The organism is Halopelagius inordinatus (assembly GCF_900113245.1).
GTDB classification, from domain to species: domain Archaea; phylum Halobacteriota; class Halobacteria; order Halobacteriales; family Haloferacaceae; genus Halopelagius; species Halopelagius inordinatus.
Genome location: NZ_FOOQ01000002.1, coordinates 703,847 through 724,344 on the forward strand (window position 1 = coordinate 703,847; position 20,498 = coordinate 724,344).

Genomic DNA, 20,498 nt, shown 5'->3' on the forward strand with positions numbered 1-20,498 from the left:
CGCCGTTGATTCCCGCCGGGATACCACTAAATATCGAACGGTCGACCGCTCTCCATGAGAGAGTTTGACGTTCTTCCGCGTTTCGTCCGGAAGAGTCAGTTCAGGAAGTACGCTCTCGTTCTCCTGTTGCTCGTCGGTCTGATGGTGGGCTACGGGTTCTACACCCAAGAGCGAGTGGGCGAGGAGTTGACCCGAAACCAGCACGGCCAACTGCAGATGACGGCGGAAGTGGAGGCGAAGGAACTCGGCCGGTGGATAGACGCAAACGAGAACCGAGCGCGGATGCTTTCGGAACACCGAGGGCTCCAGACCGACGACCCGGACGAAGCCGACAGGGCGCTTTTGGCGGAACTCGGACAACTCCCGAGCGACGTCTACGCCATCCACTACGTCGACATAGGGGACGGGAGCGTCGTCCGCAGTACCGCGAGTCAGATGGAGACCAAGACGCTCTCGGACGCGGACGTCGAGTGGGTCGGCGGCGACCGGTCGATGTCGCAGTCGACGGACGTGGCGATGACCGAAGTGTACCGCAACGGCGGACTCGAACTCGTCGGCTTTCTCAGCCCCGTTCCGGGCACCGACAGGGGCGTGATGGTAGTCCTCGACGCGACGCAACACGCGAAAGCCTTTCGCGAACCGGTCGAGGGGACGCGCACGCAGGTCGTCCGAACCGACGGGACGGTGTTGCTCGACCGGTACGGCAAGAACGTCCTCACGCAGTACCGCGAGAGCGAGACGTCGCCCGGACTGGACGCCGCAAACGAGGATAGCAGTCTCGACGGTGGCGGCGTCGTGGAACGGTCGTCCGACGACAGGGTCGTCGCGTACGCACCCGTCGGCGGAACCGACTGGGTGGTTCTCGTGCAAGCGCCCCGAGAGAACGTCTTCGCCATCCTGACGGAGGTACAGACCAACCTCGTCGGCCTCATCGGTGCGGCCGTCTTCGGGTTCGTCGTCGTGGGACTCACGCTCGGCCGAAGCACGGTGGTGTCGCTTCGACGCCTCCGGACGCGGGCGGACCGACTCTCCGAGGGGGATTTAGACGTCGACCTGACGACCCGGAAGGTAGACGAGTTCGGGTCGCTCTACGCGGCGTTCGACGAGATGCGCGAGTCGCTTCGCGAACGGATTCGCGACTCCGAGGAGACGGCGTCGGCACTCGAACGGGCGGCCACGGAGTACGGCGAGACGATGGACGCCGCCGCCGAGGGCGACCTGACCGTCCGCATGGACGCCGACGCGGCGGGCGACGCCGAGGCGATGGCGACTGTCGGCCGCCGGTTCAACGCGATGATGGACGAACTGGAGGCGACGATGGCGGAGGTGGCGAACTTCGCGGACCGGGCGGCCGCCGCGAGTGCGCGCGTCGACGCCGGGGCGCGAGAGGTGACGACGGCGAGCGAACAGGTGAGTCGGTCCACGCAGGAGATTTCTGACGGGTCCGCTGACCAACTCGACGCGCTACGGACCGTCTCCGACGAGATGAGCGAACTGTCGGCGACCGTCGAGGAGATAGCCGCCTCCACCGACGAACTCTCCGAACTCTCAGAACGGGCGGCGACCCGCGGCGACGACGGGCGAGAGGCCGCGATGGCGGCGCTCTCGGAGATGGAAGCCATCGAATCTCGCGTCGAGACGGCGACCGAACGGGTCCGGCGTCTCGACGACGAAGTCGCGGACATCGAAACCGTGGTCGGCCTCATCGACGGCATCGCAGAGCAGACGAACATCCTCGCGTTGAACGCGCAGATAGAGGCGGCGCGGGCGGGCGAGGCGGGCGAGGGGTTCGCCGTCGTCGCAGAGAGCGTCAAAGACCTCGCAGCGGAGACGGCGGCGGCGACGGACGACATCGCGTCGTCTATCGATACCGTCCGCGACGCGACGGAGGACACCGTCTCCGAGATGGACGCGATGAGCGAGAGAGTCGACGACGGCGCGAGTACGATAGCGGAGGGAGCCGAAGCCATCCGCGAGACGGTCGATACCGTCGAGGACGTGGACGTGGGCGTCCAGTCTATCGACGACGCGACGGATTCGCAGGCCTCCTCGACGCAGGACGCCGCCGTGCAGACGGACGACGCGGCCGGAATCGCCGAACAGACGCACGCGGAAGCCGAACGCGTCGCCGCCGCCGCCCGACAGCAGACGGCGTCGATGGACACCGTCGCAGACGAGATAGACACCCTCTCGGAACGGACGCACGAACTCGTCACGTTGGTCGAGGGGTTCGACGTCGACTGCGACGGGGACGGCGGGGCCGCGACGGGCGAGACGGATTCGGAGGTGACGGCGGACGCAACGACGGCACTGGGCGACGACTGACGACTCTCTGCGATTCTTTCGTTTGTACCGGTTCCTTCGTGCGAACTGCAGGGAGAAGCCGTCGGACGCGGGCCGAGTCGGTTCGAGTCCGCATAGAAGACGTCTCTCGGGGACGAGACGGTATCGTCGGCCGACGGAGTCGGAACTCGGCGCGTAGTAAGTGGGAAAAGGTAGCGGCCGGCCGGGAACAGCCCGGCGAGCCGCTGCCGCCCTGAATTGGTCCCCGCTGACGCTTCGGCCCTCCAAAGCGAAGCGTCACTTTCTGGGTTGGCTGGGAGCGACTTAAAAGTGCCGCACTAGCCTCGAAAGAGCCCCGATATCCGATTCGTCCGAGGAGCATCCACGCCGGAAGACCGCGGGCGGCGCGGTTCGGACACGAGGGGCTTTTGCCCCGTCGAACCCTTCTATCGACCATGAGCGACGTATCCGGACGCGTTCGGCGAGCTTTCGGCGACCACAACTCCTTCGAGAACAGAGACGGCGGGACGTTCGAATCGACGGCGACGGCGTTCGACGGCCGCGTCGGCGTCAAAGAGGACGGCGCGGAGGTGACGTTCGACGTGACGGTTCGCGTGCCGATGCTGGACGCCGTCGTCGAAGGCGACGTGGCCGACGTGGTCGAAGACGGGTGGTACGAGACGTTCGCACTCCGCACGGAGGACATCGGCGGCGTGACGAAAGCCGACCGCGACCTGACGGTGGACGTGCGAAGAGAGGGCGAGGAGGCGGTGGTCGAAACCTCGTTCAGCGACGTGAACGAACGCCGCGGCGTCGACGACGCCGGCGCGGTCATCGACTACGTCGAGGGGACGTACGTACAGGGCGTCATCCCGGGGTACGAGTACACCGACCCGGTGGCGAGTCTCATCAGTCGGGCGAGCGAAGCGGCGGGCAGCGATAGCGGAACGCCTCTTTAAACCGCGCAGAAACCCTGCAACCGAGAGAAACCGAGTCGAGGCGGCGCGCGGGTCAGTCCATCGCCATGTACGTCCGGGTGTCTTCGATGCCGTCGATTTCGTGGATGCCCGCCGCGATGGTTTTCACCTCCGCGGGGGAGCCCACCTCGGCTTTGACGACGAAATCGACGTCTCCGGCGACGATGCTGACGCTCTGTACGCCGTCGTCGAGCGACAACATCGCCTCTTTCAGGCGGTCGACCTCCCCGGTGGAGGCTTTCACCATCACGTACGAGGTGACCATCTCAGGCACCCCCCGTCGCCGCCGACAGTTCCTCGCCGACGACGAGTTGCCGAACCTCGTCCAACACCGAGAAGTCAGCGAGAATCGCCACTCTATCGCCCGATTCGAGCGAGTGGTCCGGCATCGGCAGTCCCATCGGTTCGTCCGCCTTCCCGAACGCGAGGATGCGCGAGTTCGCCGGGAGAGCCACCTCGTCGATGGTGTAGCCGTGCATCGGCGACTTCTCCGAGACGGTCATGAGGACGACTTGGAGATGCTGTGCGATGTCGGCGATAGCGCGGATCGACCCCCCGAGAAGGGCGTTTTTCGCGCCGATGGCACCGAGGCGTTCGGGGTAGACGACCTCGTCAACCTCGTTTGCGTACTGTTGGTACACCTCCTCTCGGTAGTCTTCGTCCACGCGGAGGACCGTCCGGAGTCCGTAGTGTTTTCCGATGGAACAGGCGGCGAAGTTCACGTTCAGATCGCTCGTGAGGCCGCCGAGAGCGTCGGCGTCTTCGATGCCCGCCTCTTCGAGAATCTCCTCGTGAGAGCCGTCGCCCTCCACCACCTCGAACCCCGCGTCTCTGGCCCTGTCGATTCGGTCCCGGTCTAACTCGACGAGGGTCACCTCGTGTCCCTCCTCTTTGAGCACCCGGGCCGTTCGGAGACCGACACGTCCGGCACCAATGATAACGAACCGCATGGAACAGCGTACGCCGCGTGAGATGAATAACCTTGCCCCGGTCGTCGGCGCAAACGCTTTGGGTCGATGCGTGCATACGAATACCATGGTTCACGCCTTCATCATGGTGAAGACCGCCGCGGGCGAGTCGGAACGACTGCTCGACCCCATCCGAAAACTCTCCCGAGTCACGGAGGGGCACGTCGTCGCGGGCGACTACGACATCATCGCCGAAGTGGAGTCCGAGGAGGTGTACGAGGTTCTGAAGACGGCGTCAAGCGGGATACAGGGGCTTGAGGGTGTGACTGACACGAAGACGTACATCTCGATGGAAGAGTAAGCGGGGCGTTCTCGCGCGTCAGCGGTCGAGTTCGTTCGGGTCGTGCCGTGAGAGGTAGTCGTGCATCGCCGCCCGTTGTCGCTCGATATCGGGCGAGAGCGACTCGTAGGCGTGGTCGAACACGTCGTCGGGGTCCGCGGGCGGGACGGATTCGGCCTCCTCGACGGCCGCCTTCAGTTCCGCCTCCGTCTCCTCGCGGACCGCCTCGACGAACTCGTCGTCTATCGCTCCCTCCTCGCGCAGGAACTCCTCGTACCGTTCGAGCGGGTCGCGCGTCCGCCACTCCGGTAAGTCGGGGTCGTCGTCGCGGTAGACGCTCGGGTCGTCCGCCGTCGTGTGCGGCCCCCGCCGGTAGGTCAGACTCTCCACGAGGACGGGGTCGCCGTCCCGCGCCGACGCCAACGCCTCCGTCACCGTCTCGCGGACGGCGAGAGGGTCGTTCCCGTCCACCTGCACCCCCTCGAAGCCGTACGCCTCGGCTTTGACCGCGATGGAGTCGCTCGCGGTCTGTCGCTCCCGGGGCATCGAGATGGCCCAGTCGTTGTTCTCACAGAAGAAGACGACCGGCGCGTCGAAGACGCCCGCGAAGTTCAGCCCCTCGTGGAAGTCGCCTTCGCTCGTCGCGCCGTCGCCGAAGCAGACGAGAATCGCGTGGTCCTCCTCGCGGTAGTTCGCCGCCATCCCCGCGCCCGTCGCGAGCGGTATCTGCGTGGCGATGGGCACCGCCTGCGGGAAGACCGGGATATCGTGATCCGAGCGGTACTCCGCGTGGCCCCGACGGAAGAGCAGGATGTCGCTCATCGGAACGCCGCGGGCCAGTTGGAGGGCGTTCGAGCGGTAGGTGGGAAACAGCCAGTCGTCCTCTCGAAGCGCGTGTCCCGCGCCGACCTGCGACGCCTCCTGCCCGCGGAACGGCGGATACCCGCTCATCCATCCGCGTCGCTGGAGGGCGAGAGCGCGGTCGTCGAACCGTCGCGTTCGGACCATATCGCGGAAGGCGGCGCGAGCGTCGGTGTCGGTGAGCCACGTCTCTTCGAGCGACCGTTCACCGAGGAGTCGGTGCATGATCGAGTTCTCGCCGCGACCCGTCATAAAGTTCCGCGGTCCGGCGGCGAGCGACTTCGTCGCGAAACCCGGGAGTGTAAAGTTCGGTGGCGACGTACACCGAGTATGGTCTCGGTCATCAACCTCGTGTTGTTCGGGGCGGTCCTCGTCGGCCACACCCTCGTCGCGGCGGTGTTGACCCGGTTTTTCCGCATCCGACTGAAAACGCAGTGGGGATACGTCGTCTACGCGTTCGCTCTGATTCCGGTCGTCCTCGGAGTCTCGACGCTCGTGTTCTTCGGGGTGTTTCCCATCGGCGCGGGGTTGAACCTCAACGTTCCGGCGTTGCTCGGCGCGTCGGTAGGGATGCCGCTGGCTCTCGGGTTCGCCATCGACACGCTGTACGTGCCGCCGCCGGAGGAGTACGAGATGCCGGACACGCGCTGAGGGGCCGTCACGGCCTCACTCGCGCCGGTCGTGTTCTCGGACGAGTCGTTCGACGCTCCGTTCGACCATCTCCACCACGTCCTCCGGCGGTTCCGTCGCGTCGACGCGGACGAACCGCTCCGGGTTCGCGTCGATGAGTTCCTCGTAGTTGTCTCGGACCTCCGCGAGGTACTCCGCTCGCTCGAACTTGTTCGTCGCGCCCGCCCGGGAGGCGGCCGTCTCGGGGTCCACGTCGAGATAGACGGTGGCGTCCGGGGGACGGGAGAACGCCGCGTGAATCCCCTGCACGTATTCGAGCGGTCGGGTGACGTCCGTCCGCGAGAGCGTGGCAGCCTGATAGGCGAACCGGGAGTCCGAGTACCGGTCGGAGACGACGAGTTTTCCGGCGTCGAGCGCCGGTCGGACCACCCGCGAAAGGTGGTCGGCGTGGTCTGCGGTGAAGAGAAACAGCTCGGCCAACGGGTCGGCGTCTTCGTCGGACATCGACCGAGAGACGGCGTCGCCGTACCACGACTCCGTCGGTTCGCGGGTGAACACCGCGTCGGGGTAGACGTCGTGCAACGCCTCCCAGACGGTCGTCTTCCCGCTTCCGTCGAGTCCTTCGAGCGTGATGAGCATACTCCGACGTGGTGCGTCGGAGGAGTAAAGCGTCGCGGGATGAGTCCGACCGTCCGGCGGTACGAGATGGAGCGAAACCGCGGGATGGGAGTAGATTTACCCGTCCAGAATCCGACGTAGACGGCATGAACGTACTCGTCGTTGGCGGAAGCGGGTTCATCGGCGGTCATCTGTGTCGAGAACTGGACGGTCGCGGGCACGAGGTGACGGCCCTCTCGCGGAGTCCCGGCGACGACGACTTGCCGGAGGGGGTGGAAAGCGCGATGGGGAACGTCAGAGCCTACGACTCCATCAAAGACGCGTTCGCGGGGGTAGACGCCGTGTTCAATCTGGTCGCGCTCTCGCCGTTGTTCAAGCCCAAAGGCGGCAACGAGATGCACGACCAGGTGCACAGACAGGGAACCGAGAACGTCGTCCGCGCCGCGGAGAACAACGACGTGGACCGCTACGTCCACCTGAGCGCGTTGGGTGCGGACTCAGACGGCCCCACGGCGTACATTCGCGCAAAGGGACGCGCCGAGGAGGTAGTGACCGACTCGGACCTCGACTACACGATTTTCCGGCCGTCGGTGGTGTTCGGTGAGGGCGGAGAGTTCCTCTCCTTTACGAAACTGCTCGCGCCGCCGTACGTGAGTCCGCTTCCCGGCGGCGGTCGGACGCGCTTTCAGCCGCTCTGGGTCGGTGACTTCGTCCCGATGCTCGCCGACGCGGCGGAAGACGACAGACACGCGGGAGAGATTTACGAAGTCGCCGGGCCGGACCAACTCACCCTCGCGGAGATAGCGAAACTCATCCACGAGTCCGAGGGGCGCTCTACGACCGTCGTGCCGATTCCGATGGGACTCGCGCGAATCGGACTCTCCGTCGGCGGGGCGATTCCGGGGTTCCCGATGGGGGCCGATCAGTACCGGTCGCTTCAGTTCGACAACACGACTGACGACAACGACGTGGACGCGTTCGGCGTCAGCGTCGCCGACCTCACGACACTGCGCGCGTACCTCCACCGCCGGAGTGAGTGAGGAGTAAATCGACCCTCGTTCTCCGACGGCCGGCCGAAGCATATATATGAAATAGGATGTTCATCCTCGATTAACTGACATCAGTCGGCGTAACGACTCGTTAAGATCACCGCCACGTCCAGCGGTTTGCACCGTTATTTATCCCCTGAAACGACATTTTAGCATCACAAGGTTTATGTCCACGTTGGTGTTGGCATATATCCAATGGTGAGGGGACTGGAGAAACGATGAAGCTCGCAATGATCGGATTCGGGCAGGCTGGGGGAAAAGTAGTCGACAAATTCGTCGAATACGACAAGCGGCAAGGGTCGGGCATCGTTCGCGCGGCCGTAGCCGTCAATTCGGCGAAGGCGGACTTGATGGGACTCGAACACATTCCGCAGGACCAACGCGTGCTCATCGGGCAGTCGCGCGTGAAGGGCCACGGTGTCGGTGCCGACAACGAACTCGGCGCCGAGATCGCAGAGGAGGACATCGACGAAGTTCAAGGGGCCATCGACTCGATTCCCGTCCACGAAGTGGACGCGTTCTTGGTCGTCTCCGGACTCGGCGGCGGGACCGGGAGCGGCGGCGCGCCCGTCTTGGCGAAACACCTGAAACGAATCTACACCGAACCCGTGTACGGTCTCGGCATCCTGCCGGGCAGCGACGAAGGGGGTATCTACACCCTCAACGCCGCGCGGTCGTTCCAGACGTTCGTCCGTGAGGTGGACAACCTCATGGTGTTCGACAACGACGCGTGGCGGAAAACCGGAGAGTCCGTACAGGGCGGCTACGACGAGATAAACGAGGAGATAGTCAACCGCTTCGGCGTCCTCTTCGGCGCCGGAGAGGTCGAACAGGGAGGCGAAGTCGCAGAGAGCGTCGTCGACTCCTCCGAGATAATCAACACGCTCGCGGGCGGTGGCGTCTCCACCGTCGGCTACGCCTCCGAGACGGTCGAGGAAGCGGGCGGTTCCAGCGGGGGACTGCTCTCTCGGCTCACCGGCGGCGAAGAGGACACGAATCTCGACACCGCCCACACGACGAACCGCATCACGTCGCTCGTGCGGAAGGCCGCGCTCGGACGCCTCACGCTCCCCTGTGAGATAGAGGGCACCGAACGCGCGCTTTTGGTGATGGCCGGCCCGCCGGAGCATCTCAACCGGAAAGGCATAGAGCGCGGGCGGAAGTGGATCGAGGAGCAGACCGGCAGCATGGAAGTCCGCGGCGGCGACTACCCCATCAAAGGGGCCGGGAAAGTCGCGTCCGTCATCCTGCTTTCGGGGGTCACGAACGTCCCCCGCATCAAGGAGCTCCAGCAGGTCGCAATCGAGGCGCAAGACAACATCGACGAGATCCGAGAGGAGAGCAACGACAACTTGCAGAACCTAATCAACGATGACGAAGACGAGCTGGAATCGCTGTTCTAAGCTCGCCGTGGCCTGTCTGCTCGTCCTCTCGCTGGCGGCCGCTCCGGCGGCAGCCGTGTCGGTCGGGGACGACGACGTTCCCGCCGAGAGCGAAGTCGACAAGCAGGTCACCGCGACGGTGACGCTCGACGAACTGTACCAAGACCCGCAACTGGAGTCGTGGACGCTCGCGGGCTCCACCGAACTGACGGACGTGACGTGGACCGTCGTCTACTACGACCAGACCGGCGCGAAAGTCGGGCAAGACGAGTTCGACGGGCAGAACTTCACCGGGGCGGATATCTCGGCCGCCGACGGGACGAGCGACGTCGAAGTGACCGTCACCGGCACCGTCCCCGAGGTGGAGTCGTACAGCTACGACCCCGCCCAGGAGTTCACCGCGATGGAACTGACGCAGACGCGGGAGGGCGGCTCCTCGAACGAGATAGAGACGTGGACGGCCCACCACTTCACGTCCGAGAGCGACGAGGCGCGTACCGCGCTCGACGACGCGCGAGCCGCCATCGAGAGCGCTTCGGGCGCGAACACGCAAGAGGCCGAACAGCAGCTCGCCAACGCGGTGGAGGCCTACGAGGGCGGCGAGTTCAACCTCGCGGCGAACCTCGCGAACGAAGCACAGACGAAAGCGGAGAACGCACAGCAGTCGAGTGAGACGAAACAGCTCGCCATGTACGGCGTCGGCGGTCTGCTCGTCGTCGCCCTGCTCGTCGGTGGATTCCTCTACTGGCGGTCACAGCAGGACAGCTACGACAAGCTGGGATAGCTCCGCCCCGAACACACTTTCTATGCGCGTCGTCGTCCCATACGACGGTCACGACCCGAAGAGCCGACTCGCCGGTCGCCTCGACGAGTCCGAGCGACGGGCGTTCTCCCGGGCGATGTTGCGTGACGTCCTCGATGCGGTCGAACGCGCGGGGCACGACCCGACCGTCCTCGCGACGGAGGCCGTCTCGGTTTCGAACGCCGACGTCGTCGTCGACGATAGACCGCTCACGGCCGCGGTCAACGGCGTTCTCGACGGCTTCGAGTGGTCCGACGCGGCCGACGACGGAGAAGTGGCGGTGGTGATGGCGGACCTCGCACTCGCGACGCCGGACGCTATCCGCCGACTCGCGGACGCCGAGGGCGACGTCGTCGTCGCCCCCGGACGCGGCGGCGGGACGAACGCGCTCGTCGTCCGCCACCCGTCGTTCCGCGTCGACTACCACGGCGCGTCGTACCGGGACCACCGCCGCATCGCAGAGGAGGTGGGCGCGTCCGTCGGCGTCGTCGATTCGATGCGCCTCGCGACGGACGTGGACGAACCGTCGGACCTCGCGGAGGTGTTGCTCCACGGCCGCGGCGAGTCGCGGCGGTGGTTGGTCGACGCCGGATTCGAACTGGCCGTCTCCGAAGGGCGCGTCGGCGTCACTCGCGAGTCGTAGACGACCCTACATACTCTGCCAGTAAAGACATATGCGTAGAGTGAGTGTATCGAAACGCGTGGCAGACCTGGTCGTCCGGAATACCGGCTGACCGCACTGTCGCGCGTCGCCCCATCCCCTGTCTTCGTGGCGGACTTCCACCGTCCGTCTCTCGGGGCCGCCGCGTTTCCCCCGTCCCGCGGCGGCCCTCCCGCGGTTGTACGCTCCCCGCTCCCCCTCGGGGAGTGTGCATCCTTTTGTGCCCCCGGGACGCACCCGGACGCATGGTCTCCGGCACCGACGAGTACGACGTGTCCATCCGGGTTTCGGAGGACGATGTCGAACGACTGCTCGACGCCTCGCCCGACGACGTGGACGCGGCGCCGGAACTCACCTTCTCTCGGAACGTCTTCCTACCGTTGACGACGGCCTGTCGGTACACCTGCACGTACTGCACCTACTACGACGTGCCGGGAGAGGCGTCGCTTCTCTCCCCCGAGGAGGTCAGAGAGCGACTCCGAGTCGGCGCGGACGCCGGATGTACGGAGGCGCTGTTTACCTTCGGCGACGAACCCGACGAACGCTACGAACAGATACACGCGCAGTTGGCAGAGTGGGGGTACGACGACGTCCTCGGATATCTGCGAGACGTCTGCGAGATGGCGATAGAGGAGGGGCTACTGGCCCACAGCAACCCCGGCGACCTGACCGAAGCGGAGTTCGAATCGCTCGCTCCGGTCAACGCCAGTATGGGCGTGATGCTCGAGACGACGGCGGACGTGCGGGCGCACTCGGGGAATCGCCGGAAGACGCCCGGCCAGCGGTTGAACACGATTCGGGCCGCGGGCGAGGCGGGCGTCCCCTTCACCACGGGCATCCTCGTCGGCATCGGCGAGACGTGGCGCGACAGAGCGGAGAGTCTGCTCGCGATTCGGGACCTTCACGAACGGTACGGCCACGTACAGGAGGTCATCGTCCAGAACGTCGTCCCGAACGAACGGTCGGACTTCGAACGGCCCTCCGTGGAGACGATGCGTCGAGTGGTCTCGATGGCGCGCGTCGGTCTCCCCGAGGAGGTGTCGGTGCAGGTGCCGCCGAACCTCTCGCCGACGCGGGAACTGCTCGACTGCGGCGTCGACGACTTGGGCGGCGTCTCGCCCGTGACGGACGACTACATCAACCCCGACTACGAGTGGCCCGCCCTCCGAGAACTGCGCGACATCGCGACGGAGGCGGGCGTTCCCCTCCACGAACGCCTCCCCGTCTACGACCGGTATCTCCCCGACGACCACCGGCGCGAGGACTTCGGCGGACGACCGGCCCCCGGAGAGTGGCTCTCTCCGGCGGTGACGAACGCGTTGGAGGCCGACGACGTTCACGGAGAACGATACCGCGGCGTCGCGCGCCGAGACGGCCCCCTCGCCGTCGGTGCCGACGACTGAGAGCGACGCGCGAAGGGGGTTCGATTTAGACGGGGTCAGATTCCGAGGACGTCCGGGACGCGCTTTCTGAACACCGTGTAGACGAGTGCGACGGCGACGCCCGAGAGGACGACGATGCGGACGCCGCCGTCGAAGACGTAGGCGGCGGGGGCGGCGAGGACGACGGTCAGGAGGAAATCCTCCGGCGCACCGTCGTAGCGGACGACGTACTTCGGTCGAAGCCACCGCCGGAGGGGGTGGACGTAGACGGCGCGCGGCGACGTTCGCTCCCACGGACGGAGTTCCTCGCCCGCGCCGAACCAGTCGGAAGCGGAGTGGACGCCCGCAGAGAGCAGACAAAGCGAGAGGGCCACGGACAGTGGCGTCGGCACCGCGACGGCGACGCCCGCGGCCACCACCCCGGCGACGGTGTAGTACACCGGAAAGTGGAGCGTTCTGCGGTGGACGCCGACGAACAGGTCGACGTCCGGAAGGACGCCGCCCGCGAGAGCGCCGACGACGGCCGGGACGGCGAGTTCCGGGGCCGCCACCGCGACGGGTATCGCGAGGAGGAGTCCCGCCGCCGCGTGCGTCGTGACCATCATGGCGTATCGAAGCCTCAATCGTCGGCGCGCGCGGGCGAGTTCGTCTCCTCGGGGTGGCCGTCGAGCATCGGCGTCCCGTCGGCGCGGGGTCCGAGCGTCGGACCGTGCGGGGCGTCGTCGGGGTCCAAGCGGCGACGTTTCCGGTAGTCCGTCGACCGTTCGACGGGCGTGCGACCGATGGCGGACACCATCTCGACGTAGTCGTCGAACGACCGATACTCCCCGAACCCGCCGCCGGCGCGCTTCGTAATCTCCTCGGAAAGTATCGTCCCCATGAAGTCGTTCGCGCCGCAGTTCAGCAGTTTCAGCGACTTCGCGTTCCCGAACTTCACCCACGACGACTGCACGTTGTCGACGTTGTCGAGGAACAGTCGCGAGACGGCTATCATCAGTTCGTCCTCGTCGTCCGACGCGCCCTCGGTGACGAGTCCCCGGTCGTACAGCGGGGTGTTCCGGTGGACGAACGAGAGCGGGACGAACTCGGTGATTCCCCCCGTTCGGTCCTGTAGGTCACGAATCACCTTCAGATGCATGACGCGGTGGGCCTCGTTCTCGACGTGGCCGTACATGATGGTCGCCGTCACGTCTAAGCCGGCGGCCACCGCGCCCTCCATCCCTTCGACCCACTCGTCTGTGCCTATCTTCCCGGGGCAGATGACATCTCGCACCTCGGGAACCAGAATCTCCGCGGCGGTGCCGGGCGCAGAGGAGAGACCGGCCGCCTTCAGTTCGCGGTACACCTTCTCGTAGGACCAGTCGGTGCCGCGACGGGCGTGGTACGCCTCCTCCGGGGTCATCGAGTGGAGGTGCGCGCCGCCGACGGACATCGCGCGCATCTGTTCGACGTAGGTGCCGGGGTCTTTGTCGTACGCTTCGGGCGGTTTGTAGTCCACCTCGGCGTACGGGTCGTCGTGCGCTTCGAGAATCTCGCGGTGGTCCTCGTTCAGGACGAACGCGGGGTGGAGTCCGGAGACGGAGGTGACTTCGTAGACGCCCGCTTCGAGGGCGTCTTCGACGACGCTGCGTGACTCCTCGGGCGTCTTCGTAAAGCCCGTGTGCTCTTCGTCGTGGTCGGACTCGAACTGGTGGGCGGTGTTCTTGAAGTTACAGAACAGACAGCCGGTGTTGCAGGCCGTCGTGACGTTGTTGTTCACGTTGGCGACGAACGTCACGTCGTCGCCGACCACCTCCGCCCGGCGTCGGTCCGCGGCTTCCAGGACCTGCTCTTTTCGGACGGGGTCGATTTCGGGCGACTCCGTCCCCGCCGTCATCAGTTCGATTCCGTCGGCGACGGTGAGGCGGACGCCGTCTCGCGCCTTCGCCAACGCGTTCTCGAACGACTGGTCCGTCTCGGGCGTGTGCTCGAAGTCGAACTGGTCGTCCGAGTCCGGCGCCGACGCGTCGGTCATGCTACGAGGACACGATTGGCAGACACAAAAGTGAGGCGGTCGCGGAAGAGGACCGACGGACGGCGTCGGGGCGAGTCGGTCGACGTCGCGGAATGGGACGGGACGCGAGACGTGAGAGCGGTTATTGTCGCAGAGCGCGTAGTACGGAGTATGAGCACAGACCCTACGATAGAAACGGAGTGGTCAGACGTCGGCACCGACGACGCGGGAACCGGATTTTGGGTGAGCGCGCTTCTCGGCGCACTCGTCAGCATCGTCGCGTCGTTCGTCCCGTTCTCGCCCGTCCTCGGCGGGGGCGTCGCGGGCTATCTCTACCGCGGAACCCGCGAGGAGGGCGTGAAAGTCGGCGCCGTCTCGGGAGCCATCGCCGCCGTCCCCATCGTGGCGGTTCTGACCCTGGTGTTCGCCGGACTCGGACTGTTCACCGTCATAGAGAACGCCTTCGCCGGGACGCTGCTTTTCGTCGCACTCTTGGGCATCTCCGTCTCGGTGACGCTTCTGCTCTCGGCGGGGCTTTCTGCGCTCGGCGGATACGTCGGCGTCTACCTCCGCGAGGAGACGGACGGCGGCGAACCGCCGCGGGCGAGAGACGCACCCGGCGAGGAGGCCGACAGAGAGCGCTCGTCCGCGTGAGAGACGAGACGCGTCGCTGGCGGTGGGGTCGGGTCGGCCGCGGACGAACGTCGACCGGTCTCAGGCCGACCGCTTTGCGGCCAGTCTCGCTTCGACCATCTCGGCGAGTGCCGGAAGCGCCGTCGTCGCGTCGTCGCGGACGACGTGGTGGGCGAGTCGGTCTTTTTCGGTCGCTCCGAGGTTGACGACGGCGAGTTCGCCGCCGAACCGCGACGCTTCCTCGGGAAGCGACGCGGCGGGGTCTACGGTCAGAGACGACCCGACGACGATAAACAGGTCGCTCTCGCGGGCCATCCGACGCGCGGCGTCGAACGGGTGGTAGGGGAGTTCCTCGCCGAACAGCACCACGTCCGGCTTCATGAGGCCGTCGCAGGCGGGACACCGCGGCGTCTCGTCCGCCCGAACCGCCTCGAACGCCTCCTCGGCGGGCACCGTCGCGTCGCACGAGACGCAGGCCGCCCGCGAGGCGTTGCCGTGGAGTTCGATGAGGCGTCCGGTGCCCGCGTCGTCGTGCAAGCCGTCGGTGTTCTGCGTCACGACGGCGTCTATGACGCCCCGTTCTTCGAGTCGGACGAGTGCGTCGTGCGCCGCGTTCGGTTCCGGGTCGTCGGCGTACATCCGTTCGTGTAACTGGAGTCGGTCCCGCCAGAAGCCGTCCGGGTCGGCTCTGAATCGGTCGATGCCGACGTCGTCCGGGTCGAACTCGTCGTTCCAGATGCCGTCTTCTCCGCGGAACGAGGGGATGCCAGACGCCGTGCTAACACCCGCACCCGTCATCACGGCCGCACTGTCGGCGGCCGCCAACGCGTCCGCAACCTCGGCTAACTCATCATCCATACTACCCGTAGAGAGTCCTAGATGAAAAACGTCGCGCCGCCCGTTTAACGACCCCATAACCACGAACGTGCATATAAAATCCATCGTTAACGGGGTTGGTGAGCACGGAAGTGGAAGCTTACTTGTGCGATGGGGAACCACCGACGCGCATGACCAGCGTGAAGGAGTTCCGAGTCGAGGAGACGCCGACGCCCGACGAACTCGGACGGGGGCGGTTCGTCTTCACCGACCAGTACTCCGTGTTCGACTGGGGAGAGATGCCCGACCACGTCGGTGGGAAGGGCGCGTCCCTCTGTACGATGGGCGCGCACAACTTCGAACTCCTCGACGTGAACCACGTTCCGACGCACTACGTGGGCGTAATCGAAGACGGCGAGGTGAGAGAACTCGGCGAGTGCAAGCGGCCGCCGACGGAGATGGCTATCGAACTCACGCAGGTGCCCGACCTGCCGTTCCTCGGAGACGGTGCGTACGACTACGACGCCTACCGCGAGGCGGCGGGCGAGAACTACCTGATTCCGCTCGAAATCGTCTTCCGCAACACCGTCCCCGTCGGGTCGAGTCTCCGCACGCGAGGGTCGCCCCGAGAGTACGGCCTCGATTCGACCGAATGGCCCGACGAGGCGGTCGAACTCCCCGAACCGGTCGTCGAGTTCTCCACCAAGTACGAAGAGAGAGACCGCTATCTGGACCGCGAGGAGGCGGACCGAATCGCCGGTGCCGCCGACGTCGACCGACTCGAAGAACTCGCTCTCGCCGTCAACCACATCCTCAACGGCCGCGCGGAACGCGGCGGGTTCGTCCACGAAGACGGGAAGATAGAGTGTCTGTACCACGAGGGGACGATCAAAGTCGCGGACGTGGTCGGAACATTCGACGAGAACCGCTTTTCCTACGACGGTCAGGAGGTGTCGAAAGAGGTCGTCCGCCAGTACTACAAGCGCGCGGACCCCGAGTGGGTCGAAGCCGTCTCCGAGGCGAAGTCGCGCGCCGACGCCGAGGGCGTCGCCGACTGGCGGTCGCTCTGCGAACGCGACCCCGACCCCTTGCCGGCGGACGTCCTCGACGCGGTTTCGGAGATGTACGCCGCCGGGACGAACGCCTACACGGGCGCGGAGTGGTTCGACGCGCCAGACATCGCCGACGCCGTCGAACGCGTCCGAAGCCTCTGAGACGCTACTCGACCCACGACTGGACGAGGCGGACCGCTCTCTCGCCCAGTCCGGCGGCACCGACGACGGTGAGAACGCCCGCACCGGCGAGGGCCGTCCACGGCAGAACGTCGAGTCTGGGGGCGAAACTGGCGTGCGCGCCGACGAGTAGTACGGTGACGAACAGCCATCCGCCGTAGAGGACGAACGCGAGTCGGCGGAGTCCGGAGTTCACGACAGGGTCTAGCCGTTCGCTCGGCAAATGCGTGGCGACGACGTGACAGAAGAGCTTTCACTCCGTTATTCGAGCGTGTGTTCGTGTGTCCGCTATCCCGCCGCCGCGCCCTCGCCGCCGTCGGAAGCGCCGCCGCTTTCGGGACCGCGGGCTGTCTCGGCCTGCGCGACCGCTACGTCCCACGCACGCACGAACGAGACGCCGACCTGTCGGGCGACGACGGCCCCTGGCCGACGCTGGGTCACGACGCCCGCCGGACAGCGTCGGTCGCCGGGACCGGACCGGACGCGAACGCGCGAGTGACGCGCCTGACCGAAGCGAATCGGTTCCCCGACCGTCAGGTCGTCGTCGGTTCGGACGTCCTCCTGTTCGTCGTCCGGCGGTGGCGGGAAAACGACCGAGACGACGAACTGTTCTCGGGCGTCGTCGCGGTGGACCGCGAGGGGTCGGAACGGTGGCGTCTCCGCACCGAACCGGACGTGGGAGTGCCGACGGCCGTCGGAAACACCGTGTTCGTAGAGGAGAGCAACCTGACTCGCGCCGTCGACGCCGAGACGGGCGTAGTGAACTGGCGCTACCGGCGCGGCTACGGTTTCCCTCACGTCTCGCCCGCCGTCCGCGACGGGCGCGTCTACGTCGGCGGCCGTCGGTTCCTCGCACTCGACGCCGCGACCGGCGAGCGTCTGTGGCGGACGGACGAGGAGATGCCCGCCGTACAGACGTGTTCGGCGACGGCGGGCCGCGTCGTCGCCTCGAACGGGTACGCCGAGAACGGCGGCGGCCTGTTTTGTCTCGACGCCGCCGACGGGAGCGTCCGGTGGGAAGCGGACGTAGCCCCGACCCACGACCCCGCGGCGGTAGGGGAGAGACGGTGTTTCTCGGTGGACGACGAGGGCGCTCTCTCGGCGGTTTCGACGGCCGATGGGAGCGTGCAGTGGACGCGGGCGCGGGCCGCAGACGGCGACCGCTCCCGGTACGAGCAACCCGTCCTCGCCGACGGAGTCGTCCTCGTCGGTGGGGCGAACGCACCGCTCCGCGCGTTCGACCGCGAGACGGGCGAGACGGCGTGGACCGCCGGTCCCGCCGACGAACGCCACTACGCGCCCGTCGTCGCCGCCGACGGTGTCTACGGCGTCACGCGGGAAGGGACCGTCTACGAAGTCGGGGTCGAAGGGACCGAGCGGTGGCGTCGGTCGCTGGACCGGACGGTGACGAGTGCGCCATCGCTCGCCGAGGGTGCGCTCTACTTCGGAAGTCGAACCGGGGAGCGCGTCGAAAGGTGGCAGGGCGGATTCGACCGCTTCGGCCCCTGAAAATCAGTCGTCCGAGGGGTCGGGCGTCGCTCCGTCGGCCGCCGTCTCGCCCGCCTCGGACGCGTCGGCGAGTGCGTCGCCGAGTCCGTCGACGGGTCGGTCCGGGTTCGCCTCGCGGGCTTCCGGCGTCGTCCCGAGTTGGTAGCCCGACGCGTCGGCCTCCTCGCGGATACTGGTCCGCCCGCGGTGGACGCTGACAGCGTCGTCGAGGTGGAGCCGAACCGCTTCGATGAGCGCGTCCGCTTCCAGCGGTTGGCCGAGTCGCTTTATCTCCTCGACGCTCGCGTCGTCCGGCACGTCGAACGCCCGTTGGGTGATGATGGGGCCTTGGTCCAAATCCGTCGTCACGTAGTGGGCGGTGACGCCCGCGATGCGGACGCCCTCCTCTTTGGCCTGCCGGTAGGCGGCCGCGCCGGGGAAGGCGGGCAAAAGCGAGGGGTGGATGTTGATGATGCGGTCCTCGTAGCGGAACACGACGTTCGGTCCGAGGATTCGCATGTACCGCGCGAGCACTATCAGGTCGACGTCGTACTGTTCGAGGATGTCGAGCAGTTCGTCCTCGTCGGGCGTTCCCTTCTCGTCGCCGATGTCGTGGAACGGCACGTCGTACTGCGAGGCGAGGGGTTCGAGGGAGTCGCGGTTGCCGACGACGACGGAGATGTCCGCGCCGAGTTCGCCGTTCGTCCACGCCTCGAACATGGCTTCGAGACAGTGCGACTCTTTGGTCGTGAGGACGGCGATCTGTTTGGTCTCGCGGTCCGAGGGAAAGCGCACCTGCACGTCGACGCCGAGTTCGTCGCCGAGTTCCGAGAGCGTCTCGCGGAGCGTCTCTCGCGTGCAGACCATCTCCGAGGTGTCCGCGTGGAGCGTCATCCGGAAGATGCCGTCTCGCACCGCCTGGTCCAGGTCCTCGACGTTGATTCCGCGCTCGAACAGCAGGGTGGTGACGTTCGCGATGAGTCCAGTCTTGTCGTCTCCGATGACGGTAATCTCGGTCAGGTCGGTCATCGGTCCCACCTCCAACTGCTTTCGAACGGAGTCATCGACGGTTCGAGGGTGTGCGAACGCAAAAGGGTGTCCATCTCCGCCCGTCTCGCCACCGTACGGCGGACAGTACAGCCCCGCGACACCGAACGAGTGAAAAGCGCGCTTCGAGACGAAAACGCACGTTCGTGTATATCGGAGACGGTCCAAAACGTCTTTTGCCCATGACCGCGCACCACTACTCGATGACGACCTACACCGCGACGGTGACGGTCCGCCTGAAGCGAGGCGTCCTCGACCCGGAGGCCGAAACCACGAAGCGCGCGCTGGAGCGACTCGGCTTCGAGTTGGAGACGCTCCGTTCGGCGGACCAGTTCGAAGTCGACCTCGACGCTCCCTCGGCGGACGAGGCGGCCGACCGCGCCGACGAGATGGCGGAGCGACTGCTGGCGAACCCCACGATTCACGACTACGAGGTCGAGGTGGCGGAAGCGTAGATGTCCGTCAGTATTCCGGTCCGAGCGGTCGAATCTCTCCGCGGAGGTGCGTCCCGATGACGGTGGCTTCCTCGACAGTCACCGTCGAGGCCGCCCACGGAGGTGCGTCCCGATGACGGTGGCTGTCGTCCAGTTCGGCGGGTCGAACTGCGACAGAGACGCCGTGGCCGCCCTCTCGCATCTCGGCATCGACGCCGAACGCGCGTGGCACGAGGACGGCCTCCCGGACGACGTGACCGGTATCGTCCTCCCCGGCGGGTTCTCCTACGGCGACTACCTCCGCGCGGGTGCGATGGCGGCGCGGTCGCCGATCATGGAGGAAGTCCGGGCGGCCGCGGACGACGGCGTCCCCGTTCTCGGCGTCTGCAACGGCGCGCAGATAGGCTCCGAGTCCGGTCTCACCGACGGCGCGTTCACCACGAACGAGAGCGCCCGCTTCCAGTGTGAACCCGTCTTCCTCCGCGTCGAGAACGCCGACACGCCGTGGACCGCGGCGTACGAGGAGGGCGACGTGATAGAACTGCCCATCGCGCACGGCGAAGGTCGCTTCGAGACGAGCGACGACCGCTACGAGACGCTGGAAGCCGACGACCGCGTCCTCTTTCGCTACTGCGACGCCGACGGCAACGTCACCGAAGCGGCGAATCCGAACGGCTCTCGCGGCAACGTGGCGGGCATCCTCGGCGAACGCGACACCGTCGCCGTGCTGATGCCGCACCCAGAGCGCGCGTCTCTTCCCGACCTGGGGGGAAGCACCGACGGTCAGGGCGTCCTCCGCGGTTTCGAAGACGCGTAAGGCGGACGCCTCGTCCCCTCGTCAGGGGGTTATCTCTCGCGGCGAACTGGTTGCGATCCACGCGTCGGCGTTCTCTTCTGCGGATATCTCGAACCACCCGTCGTCGTAGTAAACCGTGTTGTACGTGTACATCGTTGTGAAAGGG

Annotated in this window: 23 protein-coding genes; 14 read left to right on the forward strand and 9 right to left on the reverse strand. The window is 66.4% G+C overall.

Annotated elements, in window-relative coordinates; translation table 11 throughout:
* The first annotated feature begins 54 nt into the window (after positions 1-54).
* On the forward strand, positions 55-2,325 hold the full coding sequence (locus BM167_RS11430) for a methyl-accepting chemotaxis protein (protein ID WP_092892557.1): 2,271 nt from the start codon (positions 55-57) through the stop codon (positions 2,323-2,325).
* 413 nt (positions 2,326-2,738) lie between these two features.
* On the forward strand, positions 2,739-3,242 hold the full coding sequence (locus tag BM167_RS11435; RefSeq protein ID WP_092892559.1) for a DUF5813 family protein: 504 nt from the start codon (positions 2,739-2,741) through the stop codon (positions 3,240-3,242).
* A 52-nt stretch (positions 3,243-3,294) separates the two neighbouring features.
* On the opposite strand, the gene BM167_RS11440 is transcribed toward BM167_RS11435, so the two are convergent.
* Together BM167_RS11440 and BM167_RS11445 are read right to left on the reverse strand one after the other, a co-directional pair.
* On the reverse strand, positions 3,295-3,525 hold the full coding sequence (locus BM167_RS11440; RefSeq protein WP_092892561.1) for an Lrp/AsnC ligand binding domain-containing protein: 231 nt from the start codon (positions 3,523-3,525) through the stop codon (positions 3,295-3,297).
* Between the two features lies 1 nt (position 3,526).
* Entirely contained in the window at positions 3,527-4,210 is a 684-nt protein-coding gene (locus BM167_RS11445; protein WP_092892563.1) for a potassium channel family protein, read from the reverse strand.
* Positions 4,211-4,295: 85 nt separating this feature from the next.
* On the opposite strand from BM167_RS11445, the gene BM167_RS11450 reads away from it, so the two are divergent.
* On the forward strand, positions 4,296-4,529 hold the full coding sequence (locus BM167_RS11450; protein WP_092892565.1) for an Lrp/AsnC family transcriptional regulator: 234 nt from the start codon (positions 4,296-4,298) through the stop codon (positions 4,527-4,529).
* A gap of 18 nt (positions 4,530-4,547) precedes the next feature.
* Here the strand turns inward: BM167_RS11450 and pdhA are convergent, their stop codons facing one another.
* Positions 4,548-5,594 (reverse strand): pyruvate dehydrogenase (acetyl-transferring) E1 component subunit alpha, encoded by a 1,047-nt coding sequence (pdhA, locus tag BM167_RS11455; protein WP_092893082.1) that lies wholly within the window; start codon positions 5,592-5,594, stop codon positions 4,548-4,550.
* 105 nt (positions 5,595-5,699) lie between these two features.
* On the opposite strand from pdhA, the gene BM167_RS11460 reads away from it, so the two are divergent.
* Complete coding sequence (locus BM167_RS11460) at positions 5,700-6,020, forward strand: DUF7991 family protein (protein ID WP_092892567.1); 321 nt, start codon at positions 5,700-5,702, stop codon at positions 6,018-6,020.
* 15 nt (positions 6,021-6,035) lie between these two features.
* On the opposite strand, the gene tmk is transcribed toward BM167_RS11460, so the two are convergent.
* On the reverse strand, positions 6,036-6,638 hold the full coding sequence (gene tmk, locus BM167_RS11465; protein WP_092892569.1) for a dTMP kinase: 603 nt from the start codon (positions 6,636-6,638) through the stop codon (positions 6,036-6,038).
* Positions 6,639-6,763: 125 nt separating this feature from the next.
* Between tmk and BM167_RS11470 the strand changes: the two genes are divergently transcribed.
* The 5 genes from BM167_RS11470 to cofG all read left to right on the forward strand — a co-directional run bounded on the left by BM167_RS11470 (position 6,764) and on the right by cofG (position 11,914).
* A complete protein-coding gene (locus tag BM167_RS11470; RefSeq protein WP_092892571.1) occupies positions 6,764-7,657 on the forward strand; it encodes a complex I NDUFA9 subunit family protein in 894 nt (297 codons plus the stop codon).
* 227 nt (positions 7,658-7,884) lie between these two features.
* Positions 7,885-9,069, forward strand: a complete 1,185-nt coding sequence (locus tag BM167_RS11475) for a tubulin/FtsZ family protein (RefSeq protein WP_177213341.1) — start codon at positions 7,885-7,887, stop codon at positions 9,067-9,069.
* On the forward strand, positions 9,038-9,832 hold the full coding sequence (locus BM167_RS11480; protein ID WP_092892573.1) for a DUF4398 domain-containing protein: 795 nt from the start codon (positions 9,038-9,040) through the stop codon (positions 9,830-9,832). The genes BM167_RS11475 and BM167_RS11480 overlap by 32 nt, the downstream gene beginning before the upstream one ends.
* 22 nt (positions 9,833-9,854) lie before the next feature.
* The gene (cofC, locus tag BM167_RS11485) at positions 9,855-10,493 is read left to right on the forward strand and encodes a 2-phospho-L-lactate guanylyltransferase (protein ID WP_092892575.1); all 639 of its coding nucleotides are present in this window, start codon (positions 9,855-9,857) and stop codon (positions 10,491-10,493) included.
* A gap of 263 nt (positions 10,494-10,756) precedes the next feature.
* Positions 10,757-11,914 carry a 7,8-didemethyl-8-hydroxy-5-deazariboflavin synthase subunit CofG gene (gene cofG, locus BM167_RS11490; RefSeq protein WP_092892577.1) on the forward strand — a complete coding sequence of 386 codons (1,158 nt, stop codon included), beginning with the start codon at positions 10,757-10,759 and terminating at the stop codon, positions 11,912-11,914.
* 35 nt (positions 11,915-11,949) lie between these two features.
* Here the strand turns inward: cofG and BM167_RS11495 are convergent, their stop codons facing one another.
* On the reverse strand, positions 11,950-12,498 hold the full coding sequence (locus BM167_RS11495) for a hypothetical protein (RefSeq protein WP_092892579.1): 549 nt from the start codon (positions 12,496-12,498) through the stop codon (positions 11,950-11,952).
* 14 nt (positions 12,499-12,512) lie between these two features.
* Positions 12,513-13,907, reverse strand: coding sequence for a 7,8-didemethyl-8-hydroxy-5-deazariboflavin synthase subunit CofH (gene cofH, locus BM167_RS11500; RefSeq protein ID WP_092892581.1), 1,395 nt, complete (start codon positions 13,905-13,907; stop codon positions 12,513-12,515).
* A gap of 150 nt (positions 13,908-14,057) precedes the next feature.
* Here cofH and BM167_RS11505 point away from each other — a divergent pair, with 150 nt between their 5' ends.
* Entirely contained in the window at positions 14,058-14,540 is a 483-nt protein-coding gene (locus BM167_RS11505) for a DUF5518 domain-containing protein (protein WP_177213342.1), read from the forward strand.
* 60 nt (positions 14,541-14,600) lie between these two features.
* On the opposite strand, the gene BM167_RS11510 is transcribed toward BM167_RS11505, so the two are convergent.
* Positions 14,601-15,377: an SIR2 family NAD-dependent protein deacylase gene (locus BM167_RS11510; protein WP_092892583.1), complete on the reverse strand. Its 777-nt coding sequence runs from the start codon at positions 15,375-15,377 to the stop codon at positions 14,601-14,603.
* 149 nt (positions 15,378-15,526) lie between these two features.
* On the opposite strand from BM167_RS11510, the gene BM167_RS11515 reads away from it, so the two are divergent.
* The gene (locus BM167_RS11515) at positions 15,527-16,549 is read left to right on the forward strand and encodes a phosphoribosylaminoimidazolesuccinocarboxamide synthase (protein WP_092892585.1); all 1,023 of its coding nucleotides are present in this window, start codon (positions 15,527-15,529) and stop codon (positions 16,547-16,549) included.
* Positions 16,550-16,553: 4 nt separating this feature from the next.
* On the opposite strand, the gene BM167_RS11520 is transcribed toward BM167_RS11515, so the two are convergent.
* Positions 16,554-16,763, reverse strand: a complete 210-nt coding sequence (locus tag BM167_RS11520) for a hypothetical protein (RefSeq protein ID WP_092892587.1) — start codon at positions 16,761-16,763, stop codon at positions 16,554-16,556.
* 83 nt (positions 16,764-16,846) lie between these two features.
* Between BM167_RS11520 and BM167_RS11525 the strand changes: the two genes are divergently transcribed.
* The gene (locus tag BM167_RS11525; protein ID WP_092893084.1) at positions 16,847-18,076 is read left to right on the forward strand and encodes an outer membrane protein assembly factor BamB family protein; all 1,230 of its coding nucleotides are present in this window, start codon (positions 16,847-16,849) and stop codon (positions 18,074-18,076) included.
* Positions 18,077-18,079: 3 nt separating this feature from the next.
* Here the strand turns inward: BM167_RS11525 and BM167_RS11530 are convergent, their stop codons facing one another.
* Positions 18,080-19,084, reverse strand: a complete 1,005-nt coding sequence (locus BM167_RS11530; protein WP_092892589.1) for a formyltetrahydrofolate deformylase — start codon at positions 19,082-19,084, stop codon at positions 18,080-18,082.
* Positions 19,085-19,305: 221 nt separating this feature from the next.
* Here BM167_RS11530 and purS point away from each other — a divergent pair, with 221 nt between their 5' ends.
* Positions 19,306-19,557: a phosphoribosylformylglycinamidine synthase subunit PurS gene (purS, locus tag BM167_RS11535; RefSeq protein ID WP_092893085.1), complete on the forward strand. Its 252-nt coding sequence runs from the start codon at positions 19,306-19,308 to the stop codon at positions 19,555-19,557.
* A 112-nt stretch (positions 19,558-19,669) separates the two neighbouring features.
* Positions 19,670-20,353 carry a phosphoribosylformylglycinamidine synthase I gene (gene purQ, locus BM167_RS11540; protein WP_092892591.1) on the forward strand — a complete coding sequence of 228 codons (684 nt, stop codon included), beginning with the start codon at positions 19,670-19,672 and terminating at the stop codon, positions 20,351-20,353.
* Positions 20,354-20,498: the final 145 nt, after the last annotated feature.